We start from the raw sequence: 14,831 nt of genomic DNA, 5'->3' as shown, positions 1-14,831 counted from the left end.
AAATGTTTGTAGAATACTTCTGACAGGTTGGTTTATGAGTGCGAATACCGAAGCTCAAGGGAGCGGGCGCGGCCTGGAAGCGATGAAATGGGTAGTTGTAGCCGTGCTGCTGATTGTGGCGATTGTCGGCAACTATCTTTATCGTGACATGATGCTGCCGCTACGCGCGCTTGCAGTGGTAATTCTGATTGCTGCGGCGGGTGGTGTCGCGCTGTTGACGACGAAAGGCAAAGCGACCGTTGCGTTTGCCCGCGAAGCGCGTACCGAAGTCCGCAAGGTCATTTGGCCGACTCGCCAGGAAACATTGCACACCACGCTGATTGTAGCGGCGGTAACCGCTGTAATGTCACTGATCCTGTGGGGACTGGATGGTATTCTGGTTCGCCTGGTATCCTTTATCACTGGCCTGAGGTTCTGAGATGTCTGAAGCCCCTAAAAAGCGCTGGTACGTCGTTCAGGCGTTTTCCGGTTTTGAAGGCCGCGTAGCTACGTCGCTGCGTGAGCATATCAAATTACACAATATGGAAGAGTTATTTGGCGAAGTTATGGTTCCGACCGAAGAAGTGGTTGAGATCCGTGGCGGCCAACGTCGCAAAAGCGAACGTAAATTCTTCCCGGGTTACGTGCTGGTTCAGATGGTGATGAACGACGCGAGCTGGCACCTGGTGCGCAGCGTACCACGCGTGATGGGCTTTATCGGCGGCACATCTGACCGTCCGGCGCCAATCAGCGACAAAGAAGTTGATGCGATTATGAACCGCCTCCAGCAGGTGGGTGATAAACCGCGTCCGAAAACGCTGTTTGAACCGGGTGAGATGGTTCGTGTTAACGACGGTCCGTTTGCTGACTTTAATGGCGTCGTCGAAGAAGTGGACTACGAGAAGTCCCGCCTGAAAGTTTCCGTTTCTATCTTTGGTCGTGCGACCCCGGTAGAGCTGGACTTTGCTCAGGTAGAAAAAGCCTAAGCAGCGATCAAAAAAGCGACGATTTAATCGTTGCACAGGGCGCGAGATTGGAATACAATTTCGCGCCTTTTGTTTTTATGGGTTCCGACCCGTAAAACGAATTTTATTCACGGGGAGCCTCTCCGAGGCGTTATTACCCAATCAGAGGATTTTAGAATGGCTAAGAAAGTACAAGCCTACGTCAAGCTGCAGGTTGCAGCAGGTATGGCGAACCCAAGTCCACCAGTTGGTCCAGCTCTGGGTCAGCAGGGTGTGAACATCATGGAATTCTGTAAAGCGTTCAACGCCAAAACTGAATCCATGGAGAAAGGTCTGCCAATCCCAGTTGTAATCACTGTTTACGCTGACCGTTCTTTCACTTTCGTTACCAAAACCCCTCCAGCAGCAGTTCTGCTGAAGAAAGCAGCGGGCATCAAGTCTGGTTCCGGTAAGCCGAACAAAGACAAAGTGGGTAAAATTTCCCGCGCTCAGTTGCAGGAAATCGCGCAGACCAAAGCTGCCGACATGACTGGTTCCGACATTGAAGCGATGACTCGCTCCATCGAAGGTACTGCACGTTCCATGGGCCTGGTAGTGGAGGACTAAGAAATGGCTAAACTGACCAAGCGCATGTCCGTGATCCGTGACAAAGTTGATGCGACCAAACAGTACGACATCAACGAAGCTATCGCTCTGCTGAAAGAACTGGCAACTGCTAAGTTCGTTGAAAGCGTTGACGTTGCCGTTAACCTGGGCATCGACGCTCGTAAATCCGATCAGAACGTTCGTGGCGCAACTGTACTGCCACACGGTACTGGCCGTTCCGTACGCGTAGCTGTATTTGCTCAGGGTGCAAACGCTGAAGCTGCTAAAGCTGCCGGCGCTGAACTGGTAGGTATGGAAGATCTGGCTGATCAGATCAAGAAAGGCGAAATGAACTTTGACGTTGTTATTGCTTCTCCAGATGCAATGCGCGTTGTTGGCCAGCTGGGCCAGGTTCTGGGTCCACGCGGCCTGATGCCAAACCCGAAAGTGGGTACTGTAACTCCTAACGTTGCTGAAGCAGTTAAGAACGCTAAAGCAGGTCAGGTTCGTTACCGTAACGACAAAAACGGCATCATCCACACCACCATCGGTAAAGTGGACTTTGACGCTGACAAACTGAAAGAAAACCTGGAAGCTCTGCTGGTTGCGCTGAAAAAAGCAAAACCAACTCAGGCGAAAGGCGTGTACATCAAGAAAGTTAGCATCTCCACCACCATGGGTGCAGGTGTTGCAGTTGACCAGGCTGGCCTGAGCGCTGCTGCAAACTAATGCCTTTACGTGGGCGGTGATTTTGTCTACAATCTTACCCCCACGTTTGCTAACAAAAGTTAGCGGCTAAAAGAATTGTTCGTTGGAGCCTGGCCTATCCAGGCCTCCGTCGAAGACCGCAGGTGTTTCGCAAGAAACTTAATCCCCTGCGTAGACGGTGACAGAACGCTAAGATTATTTTAAATACTCTGGCTTGTTTCTGCTCACCGTATTAAGACGCTCTTCCCGTTGGGTCGAGTGAAGTGAGTTCCGGAACATGAGTTCCGGCAAACATCCAGGAGCAAAGCTAATGGCTTTAAATCTTCAAGACAAACAAGCGATTGTTGCTGAAGTCAGCGAAGTAGCCAAAGGCGCGCTGTCTGCAGTAGTTGCGGATTCCCGTGGCGTTACTGTAGACAAAATGACTGAACTGCGTAAAGCAGGTCGTGAAGCTGGCGTATACATGCGTGTTGTTCGTAACACCCTGCTGCGTCGCGTAGTTGAAGGTACTCAGTTCGAGTGCCTGAAAGACACGTTTGTTGGTCCGACCCTGATTGCATACTCTATGGAACACCCGGGCGCTGCTGCTCGTCTGTTCAAAGAGTTCGCGAAAGCGAATGCAAAATTTGAGGTCAAAGCTGCAGCCTTTGAAGGTGAGTTGATCCCGGCATCGCAAATCGATCGCCTGGCAACCCTGCCGACCTACGAAGAAGCAATTGCACGCCTGATGGCAACCATGAAAGAAGCTGCGGCTGGCAAACTGGTTCGCACTCTGGCTGCTGTACGCGATGCGAAAGAAGCTGCTTAATCGCAGTTATCTTTATAAAGCATTTGCTTACGTATAAACTTATTCTGATTTTCAGGAACAATTTAAATGTCTATCACTAAAGATCAAATCATTGAAGCAGTAGCAGCTATGTCCGTAATGGACGTTGTAGAGCTGGTTTCTGCAATGGAAGAAAAATTCGGTGTTTCTGCTGCTGCTGCTGTAGCTGTAGCTGCGGGCCCGGCTGAAGCTGCTGAAGAAAAAACTGAATTCGACGTAATTCTGAAAGCTGCTGGCGCGAACAAAGTTGCTGTAATCAAAGCAGTACGTGGCGCAACTGGCCTGGGTCTGAAAGAAGCTAAAGACCTGGTAGAATCTGCTCCAGCTGCGCTGAAAGAAGGCGTGAGCAAAGACGACGCAGAAGCACTGAAAAAATCTCTGGAAGAAGCTGGCGCTGAAGTTGAAGTTAAATAAGCCAACTTTTCTGGTTGCAGCCTAAGCAATTAGGCTGATGGCTGGTGACTTTTTAGTCACCAGCCTTTTTGCGCTGTAAGGCATCAGCAGCATTTCACACTGTTTGACTGCTGGTTGTCCTGACAATGCTTGTTTCTATCGACGACTTAATATACTGCGACAGGGTGCTCGCTCTGTGTAAATCGCAATGAAATGGTTTAAGCGTGATAGCAACAGGTATTGCGGAAAGTATTCAATTTTCCGGTCCACAAAATGGTGTTGCACAAACTGTCCCTTCGTCGGACAGATGGGTCGACTTGTCAGCGAGCTGAGGAACCCTATGGTTTACTCCTATACCGAGAAAAAACGTATTCGTAAGGATTTTGGTAAACGTCCACAAGTTCTGGACATTCCATATCTCCTTTCTATCCAGCTTGACTCGTTCCAGAAGTTTATCGAGCAAGATCCTGAAGGGCAGTACGGCCTGGAAGCAGCCTTCCGTTCCGTGTTCCCGATTCAGAGCTACAGCGGTAATTCCGAGCTGCAGTACGTCAGCTACCGCCTTGGCGAACCGGTGTTTGACGTTCAGGAATGTCAGATCCGTGGCGTGACCTATTCCGCACCGCTGCGCGTAAAACTGCGTCTGGTGATCTACGAGCGCGAAGCGCCGGAAGGCACCGTAAAAGACATTAAAGAACAAGAAGTCTACATGGGTGAAATTCCACTCATGACGGACAACGGTACTTTCGTTATCAACGGTACTGAGCGTGTTATCGTTTCCCAGCTGCACCGTAGCCCGGGCGTCTTCTTCGACAGCGATAAAGGTAAAACGCACTCTTCCGGTAAAGTACTGTATAACGCACGCATCATTCCTTACCGTGGTTCATGGCTGGACTTCGAATTCGATCCAAAAGACAACCTGTTTGTCCGTATCGACCGTCGTCGTAAGCTGCCTGCAACCATCATTCTGCGTGCACTGAACTATACCACTGAGCAGATCCTGGACCTGTTCTTTGAGAAAGTGATCTTTGAAATCCGCGACAACAAGTTGCAGATGGAGTTGGTGCCGGAACGTCTGCGTGGTGAGACCGCGTCGTTCGACATCGAAGCCGACGGCAAAGTGTATGTGGAAAAAGGTCGCCGTATCACCGCGCGCCACATCCGCCAGCTGGAAAAAGATGATATCAAACACATCGAAGTTCCGGTTGAATACATTGCAGGAAAAGTAGCCGCGAAAGATTACGTTGATGAATCAACTGGCGAGCTGATCTGCCCGGCGAACATGGAGCTGAGCCTGGATCTGCTGGCTAAGCTGAGCCAGGCTGGCCACAAACGTATCGAAACGCTGTTCACCAACGATCTGGACCACGGTCCGTACATCTCTGAGACTGTACGCGTCGACCCAACCAACGATCGTCTGAGCGCGCTGGTCGAAATCTACCGCATGATGCGTCCTGGTGAGCCACCAACTCGCGAAGCGGCTGAAAGCCTGTTCGAGAACCTGTTCTTCTCCGAAGACCGCTACGATCTGTCCGCGGTTGGTCGTATGAAGTTCAACCGTTCTCTGCTGCGCGACGAAATCGAAGGTTCCGGTATCCTGAGCAAAGACGACATCATTGAAGTGATGAAGAAGCTCATCGATATCCGTAACGGTAAAGGCGAAGTGGACGATATCGACCACCTCGGCAACCGTCGTATCCGTTCCGTAGGCGAAATGGCGGAAAACCAGTTCCGCGTTGGCCTGGTACGTGTAGAGCGTGCGGTGAAAGAGCGTCTGTCTCTGGGCGATCTGGATACCCTGATGCCTCAGGATATGATCAACGCCAAGCCGATTTCTGCGGCAGTGAAAGAGTTCTTCGGTTCCAGCCAGCTGTCTCAGTTCATGGACCAGAACAACCCGCTGTCTGAGATCACGCACAAACGTCGTATCTCCGCACTCGGCCCAGGCGGTCTGACCCGTGAACGCGCAGGCTTTGAAGTTCGAGACGTACACCCGACTCACTACGGTCGCGTATGTCCAATCGAAACGCCTGAAGGCCCAAACATCGGTCTGATCAACTCCCTGTCCGTGTACGCACAGACGAACGAATACGGTTTCCTCGAGACCCCGTATCGTAAAGTGACCGACGGTGTTGTTACTGACGAAATTCATTACCTGTCTGCTATCGAAGAAGGCAACTACGTTATCGCTCAGGCGAACTCCAACCTGGATGACGAAGGCCACTTTGTAGAAGATCTGGTTACCTGCCGTAGCAAAGGCGAATCCAGCTTGTTCAGCCGCGACCAGGTTGACTACATGGACGTATCCACTCAGCAGGTGGTATCCGTCGGTGCGTCCCTGATCCCGTTCCTGGAACACGATGACGCCAACCGTGCATTGATGGGTGCGAACATGCAACGTCAGGCCGTTCCAACTCTGCGTGCTGACAAGCCGCTGGTTGGTACCGGTATGGAACGTGCTGTTGCCGTTGACTCCGGTGTTACAGCAGTTGCTAAGCGTGGCGGTACCGTTCAGTACGTTGACGCATCCCGTATCGTTATCAAAGTTAACGAAGACGAGATGTATCCGGGCGAAGCGGGTATCGACATCTACAACCTGACCAAATACACCCGCTCTAACCAGAACACCTGTATCAACCAGATGCCATGTGTGTCTCTGGGTGAGCCAGTTGAGCGCGGCGACGTGCTGGCAGATGGTCCGTCCACCGACCTCGGTGAACTGGCGCTCGGTCAGAACATGCGCGTAGCGTTCATGCCGTGGAACGGTTACAACTTCGAAGACTCCATCCTCGTCTCAGAGCGTGTGGTTCAGGAAGATCGTTTCACCACCATCCACATTCAGGAACTGGCATGTGTGTCCCGTGACACCAAGCTGGGGCCAGAAGAGATCACTGCCGACATCCCTAACGTGGGTGAAGCTGCGCTCTCCAAACTGGATGAATCCGGTATTGTTTACATCGGTGCGGAAGTCACCGGCGGTGATATTCTGGTAGGTAAGGTGACGCCGAAAGGTGAAACCCAGCTGACGCCAGAAGAGAAACTGCTGCGTGCTATCTTCGGTGAGAAAGCGTCTGACGTTAAAGACTCTTCTCTGCGCGTACCAAACGGTGTTTCCGGTACGGTTATCGACGTTCAGGTCTTCACTCGTGATGGCGTTGAGAAAGATAAGCGTGCGCTGGAAATCGAAGAGATGCAGCTCAAACAGGCTAAGAAAGACCTGTCTGAAGAACTGCAAATCCTCGAAGCAGGTCTGTTCAGCCGTATCTATGCGGTGCTGGTTGCCGGTGGCGTTGAAGCTGAGAAGCTCGACAAACTGCCACGCGATCGCTGGCTGGAACTGGGCCTGACCGACGAAGAGAAACAGAATCAGCTGGAACAACTGGCTGAGCAGTATGACGAACTGAAACACGAGTTCGAGAAAAAACTCGAAGCGAAACGCCGTAAAATCACTCAGGGCGACGATCTGGCACCAGGCGTGCTGAAGATTGTTAAGGTGTATCTGGCTGTTAAACGTCAGATCCAGCCTGGTGATAAGATGGCAGGTCGTCACGGTAACAAGGGTGTTATCTCTAAGATCAACCCGATCGAAGATATGCCGCACGATGCTAACGGTACGCCGGTAGATATCGTACTGAACCCACTGGGCGTACCGTCTCGTATGAACATCGGTCAGATTCTGGAAACCCACCTGGGTATGGCTGCGAAAGGTATCGGCGATAAGATCAACGCCATGCTGAAACAGCAGCAGGAAGTCGCGAAACTGCGCGAGTTCATCCAGCGTGCCTACGATCTGGGTACCGACGTTCGTCAGAAAGTCGACCTGAACACCTTCAGCGATGAAGAAGTGCTGCGTCTGGCAGAGAACCTGCGCAAAGGTATGCCAATTGCAACGCCGGTATTCGACGGTGCAAAAGAAGCTGAAATCAAAGAGCTGCTGCAACTGGGTGGTCTGCCAACGTCTGGTCAGATTACGCTGTTTGACGGCCGTACCGGTGAACAGTTCGAGCGTCCGGTAACCGTAGGTTACATGTACATGCTGAAACTGAACCACCTGGTCGACGACAAGATGCACGCTCGTTCTACCGGTTCTTACAGCCTGGTTACTCAGCAGCCGCTGGGTGGTAAGGCTCAGTTCGGTGGTCAGCGCTTCGGGGAGATGGAAGTGTGGGCGCTGGAAGCATACGGCGCAGCATACACCTTGCAGGAAATGCTCACCGTTAAGTCTGATGACGTGAACGGTCGTACTAAGATGTATAAGAACATCGTAGACGGCAACCATCAGATGGAACCGGGCATGCCAGAATCCTTCAACGTACTGTTGAAAGAGATTCGTTCGCTGGGTATCAACATCGAACTGGAAGACGAGTAATTCTCGCTCAAACAGGTCACTGCTGTCGGGTTAACGCCCGACAGCAGAGTGTGCTAACTCCGACGGGAGCAAATCCGTGAAAGACTTATTAAAGTTTCTGAAAGCGCAAACTAAAACCGAAGAGTTTGATGCGATCAAAATTGCTCTGGCTTCGCCAGACATGATCCGTTCATGGTCTTTCGGTGAAGTTAAAAAGCCGGAAACCATTAACTACCGTACGTTCAAACCTGAGCGTGACGGCCTTTTCTGTGCGCGTATTTTCGGGCCAGTAAAAGATTACGAGTGCCTGTGCGGTAAGTACAAGCGCCTGAAACACCGTGGTGTGATCTGTGAGAAGTGTGGCGTTGAAGTGACCCAGACCAAAGTACGCCGTGAGCGTATGGGCCACATCGAGCTGGCGTCTCCAACCGCTCACATCTGGTTCCTGAAATCTCTGCCGTCCCGTATCGGCCTGCTGCTGGATATGCCGCTGCGCGATATCGAACGTGTTCTGTACTTCGAATCTTATGTGGTTATCGAAGGCGGGATGACCAATCTGGAACGTAACCAGATCCTGACCGAAGAACAGTATCTGGACGCGCTGGAAGAGTTCGGTGACGAATTCGACGCGAAGATGGGTGCGGAAGCTATCCAGGCCCTGCTGAAGAGCATGGATCTGGAGCAAGAGTGTGAAACTCTGCGCGAAGAGCTGAACGAAACCAACTCCGAAACCAAGCGTAAAAAGCTGACCAAGCGTATCAAACTGCTGGAAGCGTTCGTTCAGTCTGGTAACAAACCAGAGTGGATGATCCTGACCGTTCTGCCGGTTCTGCCGCCAGATCTGCGTCCGCTGGTTCCGCTGGATGGTGGTCGTTTCGCAACGTCAGATCTGAACGATCTGTACCGTCGCGTAATCAACCGTAACAACCGTCTGAAACGTCTGCTGGATCTGGCTGCGCCGGACATCATCGTACGCAACGAAAAACGTATGCTTCAGGAAGCAGTCGATGCCCTGTTGGATAACGGTCGTCGTGGTCGTGCGATCACCGGTTCTAACAAACGTCCTCTGAAATCTTTGGCCGACATGATCAAAGGTAAGCAGGGTCGTTTCCGTCAGAACCTGCTCGGTAAGCGTGTTGACTACTCCGGTCGTTCTGTAATCACCGTAGGTCCATACCTGCGTCTGCATCAGTGCGGTCTGCCGAAGAAAATGGCACTGGAGCTGTTCAAACCGTTCATCTACGGCAAGCTGGAGCTGCGTGGCCTGGCCACCACCATCAAAGCCGCGAAGAAAATGGTTGAGCGTGAAGAAGCTGTCGTTTGGGATATCCTGGACGAAGTGATCCGCGAACACCCGGTACTGCTGAACCGTGCACCAACTCTGCACCGTCTGGGTATCCAGGCCTTTGAGCCGGTACTGATCGAAGGTAAAGCTATCCAGCTGCACCCGCTGGTTTGTGCGGCCTATAACGCCGACTTCGATGGTGACCAGATGGCTGTTCACGTACCGCTGACGCTGGAAGCCCAGCTCGAAGCGCGTGCGCTGATGATGTCTACCAACAACATCCTGTCTCCAGCGAACGGTGAACCTATCATCGTTCCTTCTCAGGACGTTGTACTGGGTCTGTACTACATGACCCGTGACTGTGTTAACGCCAAAGGCGAAGGCATGGTGCTGACTGGCCCTAAAGAAGCTGAGCGTATTTATCGCGCTGGCCTGGCCTCTCTGCATGCGCGCGTTAAAGTGCGTATCACCGAATACGAAAAAGATGAAAACGGCGAATTCGTTGCGCACACCAGCCTGAAAGACACGACCGTTGGCCGTGCCATTCTGTGGATGATCGTACCGAAAGGTCTGCCTTTCTCCATCGTCAACCAGGCGCTGGGCAAGAAAGCGATCTCCAAAATGCTGAACACCTGTTACCGCATTCTGGGTCTGAAGCCGACCGTTATCTTCGCTGACCAGACAATGTACACCGGCTTTGCTTATGCAGCGCGTTCAGGTGCATCTGTTGGTATCGATGACATGGTCATCCCAGAGAAGAAACACGAGATCATCTCTGAAGCGGAAGCTGAAGTTGCTGAGATCCAGGAGCAGTTCCAGTCTGGTCTGGTAACCGCAGGCGAACGCTATAACAAAGTTATCGATATCTGGGCTGCGGCGAACGATCGTGTATCCAAAGCGATGATGGATAACCTGCAAACCGAAACCGTGATTAACCGTGACGGCGTAGAAGAGCAGCAGGTCTCCTTCAACAGCATCTACATGATGGCCGACTCCGGTGCGCGTGGTTCTGCGGCACAGATTCGTCAGCTGGCAGGTATGCGTGGTCTGATGGCGAAGCCAGATGGATCCATCATCGAAACGCCAATCACCGCGAACTTCCGTGAAGGTCTGAACGTACTCCAGTACTTCATCTCCACGCACGGTGCGCGTAAAGGTCTGGCGGATACCGCACTTAAAACGGCGAACTCCGGTTATCTGACGCGTCGTCTGGTTGACGTTGCGCAGGATCTTGTCGTCACCGAAGACGATTGTGGCACCCTCGAAGGTATCACCATGACCCCTGTTATCGAGGGTGGTGATGTTAAAGAGCCGCTGCGCGATCGCGTACTGGGTCGTGTGACCGCGGAAGACATTCTGAAGCCGGGCACCGCAGACATTCTGGTTCCACGCAACACCCTGCTGCACGAACAGTGGTGTGACCTGCTGGAAGCGAACTCTGTTGACTCCGTGAAAGTGCGTTCCGTTGTATCCTGTGACACCGACTTTGGTGTGTGTGCGCACTGCTACGGTCGTGACCTGGCGCGTGGCCACATCATCAACAAAGGTGAGGCTATCGGCGTTATCGCGGCACAGTCCATCGGTGAGCCGGGTACACAGCTGACGATGCGTACGTTCCACATCGGTGGTGCGGCATCTCGTGCGGCTGCTGAATCCAGCATCCAGGTGAAAAACAAAGGTAGCATCAAGCTCAGCAACGCGAAGTCGGTTGTGAACTCCAGCGGTAAACTGGTTATCACTTCCCGTAACACCGAGCTGAAGCTGATCGACGAATTTGGTCGTACCAAAGAGAGCTATAAAGTGCCTTACGGTGCGGTTATGGCGAAAGGTGATGGCGAGCAGGTTGCTGGCGGTGAAACCGTTGCAAACTGGGATCCACACACCATGCCGGTAATCACCGAAGTAAGTGGTTTCATCCGCTTTACTGACATGATCGACGGCCAGACCATTACTCGTCAGACCGACGAGCTGACCGGTCTGTCTTCTCTGGTGGTTCTGGATTCTGCTGAACGTACTACCGGTGGTAAAGATCTGCGTCCTGCACTGAAAATCGTTGATGCGCAGGGTAACGACGTTCTGATTCCTGGTACCGATATGCCTGCGCAGTACTTCCTGCCGGGTAAAGCGATTGTACAGCTGGAAGATGGCGTACAGATCAGCTCTGGTGATACCCTGGCGCGTATTCCTCAGGAATCCGGCGGTACCAAGGACATCACCGGTGGTCTGCCACGCGTTGCGGACCTGTTCGAAGCACGTCGTCCGAAAGAGCCTGCAATCCTGGCTGAAATCAGCGGTATCATCTCCTTCGGTAAAGAGACCAAAGGTAAGCGCCGTCTGGTTATCACGCCTGTAGATGGCAGCGAGCCGTACGAAGAGATGATTCCTAAGTGGCGTCAGCTCAACGTGTTCGAAGGTGAACGCGTAGAACGTGGTGACGTGGTTTCCGACGGTCCAGAAGCGCCGCACGACATCCTGCGTCTGCGTGGTGTGCATGCTGTTACCCGTTACATTGTTAACGAAGTACAGGACGTATACCGTCTGCAAGGCGTTAAGATTAACGATAAACACATTGAAGTTATCGTTCGTCAGATGCTGCGTAAAGCGACCATCGAAAACGCGGGCAGCTCCGACTTCCTGGAAGGCGAGCAGGTTGAATACTCACGCGTTAAGATCGCTAACCGCGATCTGGAAGCGAACGGCAAAATTGGCGCGACCTTCTCGCGCGATCTGCTGGGTATCACCAAAGCGTCTCTGGCAACCGAGTCCTTCATCTCTGCTGCATCGTTCCAGGAAACCACGCGTGTCCTGACCGAAGCGGCTGTTGCAGGTAAACGTGATGAACTGCGCGGTCTGAAAGAGAACGTTATCGTGGGTCGTCTGATCCCGGCCGGTACCGGTTATGCGTACCACCAGGATCGTATGCGTCGTCGCGCAGCGGGCGAACTGCCAGCTGCACCGCAGGTGACTGCCGAAGATGCATCCGCGAGCCTGGCAGAACTGCTGAACGCAGGTCTGGGCGGTTCCGACAACGAGTAATCGTTGATGCCGTAAATAAAAAACCCGCCTCGGCGGGTTTTTTTATATCTGCATTTTCAGTTTACCAGCGGGATGCGTCGATAAAGCTCAATCATGTCGCCCGCCAGATCCTGAATAACCATCGCGTTCATCAGGTGGTCCTGAGAGTGAACGGTGATCAGGTTAACCGGCAGTTTTCCTGTCCCTTCGTCAAGACCGATCAGCTGCGTCTGGATCGTATGCGCATGTTTCACATATTCACGCGACTCTTCCATCGCTTTCTCGGCTTCGTCAAAGTCGCCTTTTCGCGCCATCTGCAACGCCGTCAGGGCCGCACTGCGCGCCGCGCCTGCGTTGACCAGCAGTTCCATGATCGTGGTTTCTAAGTCTTCCATTATGACTCCAGAAGTTTGAGCGCTTTTTCCAGTACGGCATCACCTTTCATCATGCCGTAATCCATCATGTCGATGACCGCGACCTTTTTTCCGAGCGGATCGGCCTGCGCCTGGAGTTTTGCCTGTTCGTATTTGACCTGTGGCCCCAGTAATACGATATCAGCCGTCGCGATGTTATCTTTGAACTCCGCGACCGGAACGGCTTTAATGGTTACTTCGACTCCTTTTTTCTGCGCGGCATCTTTCATACGTTGAACCAGCATGCTGGTTGACATTCCCGCTGCACAGCATAAAACGATGTTCTTCATAGTCAGCCTCGATCTACATGTGTTTATTGATAATTATCCCGTGCAGACTGCTTCAACAACCGCTTTACCACGATTGTGTGTCAGGCATCACAAAGAAATCGGCATTATTCTGAAACCGGTTACAATTTTACCGCGGAGAGCATTCTGCCCGTCAGATCGGGCAGAATTTGAGGAAGGGTATTATCGGCTGGCCGTGCTTACGATGCGGTTTTTACCCTGTTGTTTAGCGGTATACAGCGCTTCATCTACGCTACCGATAAATTGTTCCAGCGGTTCGAAGTGCCACTCTCCCGTCCCGGCGCTGAAGGTCACTCGCAGGTTCTCTTCCCGCCAGGTCCGCTTTTCAACGGCGGTGCGCCAGGCTTCCAGTAGCGCGTGCGCGGAGTTCATCAGCTCGGCCGGGAAGATCACGCCGAACTCTTCTCCACCGTAGCGGTAAACGGAAACGTGGTGCGGCTGCATGATCTGAATACCTTCGCGTGCCACGTTGCGCAGCACAATATCCCCGCTCAGGTGGCCCCAGGTGTCGTTAATAGATTTGAAGTTATCGATATCGACCAGCGCCAGAACGAAGGGTTGATGAGCGGTCAGCAGCTCATCCACATCGTTGTCGAACGCACGGCGGTTTTTGCAGCCTGTCAGCGCATCATGGGTGGCCTGACGGACATAGGCCAGCTCGCGTTCTTTATTGGTTCGAATGGTATGGCTGAGCATCGCTTCAAGGCGTGGCGCCTGGTTGACGTCGCCGGTTTTGATGGCATTGATAATGTTCATCAGCACAGAACGCGAGGCATGACGAAGGTAAAGCCCAAACAGAATGATGATGATTGCCGCCAGCGCAAATCCCCAGCCGACGACGGTGGTCTCATGCCGGGTGATGACGGTAAGCGTGGCATCGGAGACCCGATAAATCACAAACCAGTCCGGATTGGTGAAAGAGTAGTAGTAATACCAGGTTTTACTTTTGGGGTCGAAAAGATGGCCCTCGCCGCTGGTCATTTGGTCCATCAGCGCTTCGCTTACGTACTGCTTAAAGAGCGCCCCCGTGTCCGGATGCAGCACAACAGCGCCGTCACGCTCCACAACAAAAAACTCACCCTGAACCGGCGCCACCATCTGGCGCAGGGTATACCCCATGGACGTTAAATCAAGATGGAAAGCGAGCGTGCCCTTCAGGCGGCCTTCCGGTGAAATGACCGGCTTATAGAGAGTGACCGTAGGATGTTGGGTAAAATAGTCCAGATAGGGGCGGGTGTAGTGAGGAAAGTTGCTGGCTTCCGCTTGTCCGATAAACCATGGACGGGTCCGGGCGTCGAACGACTTACCCTTCTCCGTTGGCAGCACTTCCGGCGCGCGCAGATGGCGCCCTACTGTGTCCGCCAGAGAGATAGACGACACCGTCGGCATCAGGTTCTGCAAATGCATCAACATCTGCAAACCGTGTGTCGGGTCGATATTAATTGTCTGATTTACTCTGTCGTTACGGGCGAAGTACATCGCAGCACGACCAAGAATATAGTCATTTTCTCGCAGGATGGATTCGGTATAGTTTACCGCCAGATTATGGGTGAAGTTACCATTAATCTTATGATAATCCTCAAGAAAATCCTTTCTCTGTGAAAGGATAACCAGGATGGCGATCAGCGCAAAACTGAGCAGGATCCCCGCGAAGCTGACCATAATTGGCCGCGTAAAAGAGAGCTTTTTACTGTGGAGTGCCATGAGTTGTACATCAATCCAGATGGTAGACGCGTTGCGTCTGTCGATACCCTCAGCATAGTCGCTGTCCGGTTGCTGGTAGTAAATTATACAGAAGGCGATTACCGACGAGATGATTTATCTTAAGCGTAGATAAGAAACGACGTATTTATTGTATCGATTAAAATTTTGTTTAAGAGGCGGAGGGCAGGGCGAAACGAGGAAGAAGCATTTTCACCCTGGTCAGCGTCCGTTGCTGACGTGGTAAAGCATAAGAAAACCAGGCAGATCGCCTCAATCGCCCGGTTTTGATCTTACGAGCCGCC

11 protein-coding genes are annotated in these 14,831 nt (G+C 52.4%); 8 read left to right on the top strand and 3 right to left on the bottom strand.

What is annotated here, in order from left to right; genetic code table 11:
* Window positions 1-34 precede the first annotated feature (34 nt).
* The 8 genes from secE (at window position 35) to rpoC (ending at window position 12,125) form a co-directional block, all read left to right on the top strand.
* Window positions 35-418 (top strand): preprotein translocase subunit SecE, encoded by a 384-nt coding sequence (gene secE, locus CU081_RS02375; RefSeq protein WP_003862342.1) that lies wholly within the window; start codon window positions 35-37, stop codon window positions 416-418.
* A gap of 1 nt (window position 419) precedes the next feature.
* Complete coding sequence (nusG, locus tag CU081_RS02370) at window positions 420-965, top strand: transcription termination/antitermination protein NusG (RefSeq protein ID WP_003862341.1); 546 nt, start codon at window positions 420-422, stop codon at window positions 963-965.
* 156 nt (window positions 966-1,121) lie between these two features.
* The gene (rplK, locus tag CU081_RS02365; protein ID WP_003862340.1) at window positions 1,122-1,550 is read left to right on the top strand and encodes a 50S ribosomal protein L11; all 429 of its coding nucleotides are present in this window, start codon (window positions 1,122-1,124) and stop codon (window positions 1,548-1,550) included.
* 3 nt (window positions 1,551-1,553) lie between these two features.
* Window positions 1,554-2,258 carry a 50S ribosomal protein L1 gene (gene rplA / locus CU081_RS02360; RefSeq protein WP_006810530.1) on the top strand — a complete coding sequence of 235 codons (705 nt, stop codon included), beginning with the start codon at window positions 1,554-1,556 and terminating at the stop codon, window positions 2,256-2,258.
* Between the two features lie 289 nt (window positions 2,259-2,547).
* The gene (rplJ, locus tag CU081_RS02350) at window positions 2,548-3,045 is read left to right on the top strand and encodes a 50S ribosomal protein L10 (protein WP_003862338.1); all 498 of its coding nucleotides are present in this window, start codon (window positions 2,548-2,550) and stop codon (window positions 3,043-3,045) included.
* Window positions 3,046-3,111: 66 nt separating this feature from the next.
* Window positions 3,112-3,477, top strand: coding sequence for a 50S ribosomal protein L7/L12 (gene rplL, locus CU081_RS02345; RefSeq protein ID WP_002445276.1), 366 nt, complete (start codon window positions 3,112-3,114; stop codon window positions 3,475-3,477).
* 319 nt (window positions 3,478-3,796) lie between these two features.
* The gene (gene rpoB / locus CU081_RS02340) at window positions 3,797-7,825 is read left to right on the top strand and encodes a DNA-directed RNA polymerase subunit beta (RefSeq protein ID WP_008503453.1); all 4,029 of its coding nucleotides are present in this window, start codon (window positions 3,797-3,799) and stop codon (window positions 7,823-7,825) included.
* Between the two features lie 76 nt (window positions 7,826-7,901).
* Window positions 7,902-12,125 (top strand): DNA-directed RNA polymerase subunit beta', encoded by a 4,224-nt coding sequence (rpoC, locus tag CU081_RS02335; protein ID WP_022650200.1) that lies wholly within the window; start codon window positions 7,902-7,904, stop codon window positions 12,123-12,125.
* A gap of 56 nt (window positions 12,126-12,181) precedes the next feature.
* On the opposite strand, the gene CU081_RS02330 is transcribed toward rpoC, so the two are convergent.
* The 3 genes from CU081_RS02330 to CU081_RS02320 form a co-directional block, all read right to left on the bottom strand.
* Entirely contained in the window at window positions 12,182-12,499 is a 318-nt protein-coding gene (locus CU081_RS02330; RefSeq protein WP_003862327.1) for a PTS lactose/cellobiose transporter subunit IIA, read from the bottom strand.
* Complete coding sequence (locus tag CU081_RS02325) at window positions 12,499-12,807, bottom strand: PTS sugar transporter subunit IIB (RefSeq protein ID WP_010425948.1); 309 nt, start codon at window positions 12,805-12,807, stop codon at window positions 12,499-12,501. Before CU081_RS02325 ends, CU081_RS02330 begins: the two co-directional genes overlap by 1 nt.
* 180 nt (window positions 12,808-12,987) lie before the next feature.
* The gene (locus CU081_RS02320; protein WP_022650201.1) at window positions 12,988-14,529 is read right to left on the bottom strand and encodes a sensor domain-containing diguanylate cyclase; all 1,542 of its coding nucleotides are present in this window, start codon (window positions 14,527-14,529) and stop codon (window positions 12,988-12,990) included.
* Between the last annotated feature and the right edge of the window lie 302 nt (window positions 14,530-14,831).

The organism is Enterobacter sp. CRENT-193 (assembly GCF_002787395.1).
In the GTDB taxonomy this organism is placed as follows: domain Bacteria; phylum Pseudomonadota; class Gammaproteobacteria; order Enterobacterales; family Enterobacteriaceae; genus Enterobacter; species Enterobacter hormaechei_C.
The sequence above is the reverse complement of the archived record's forward strand: the minus strand, read 5'-3'. Positions and strand labels throughout refer to the sequence as shown.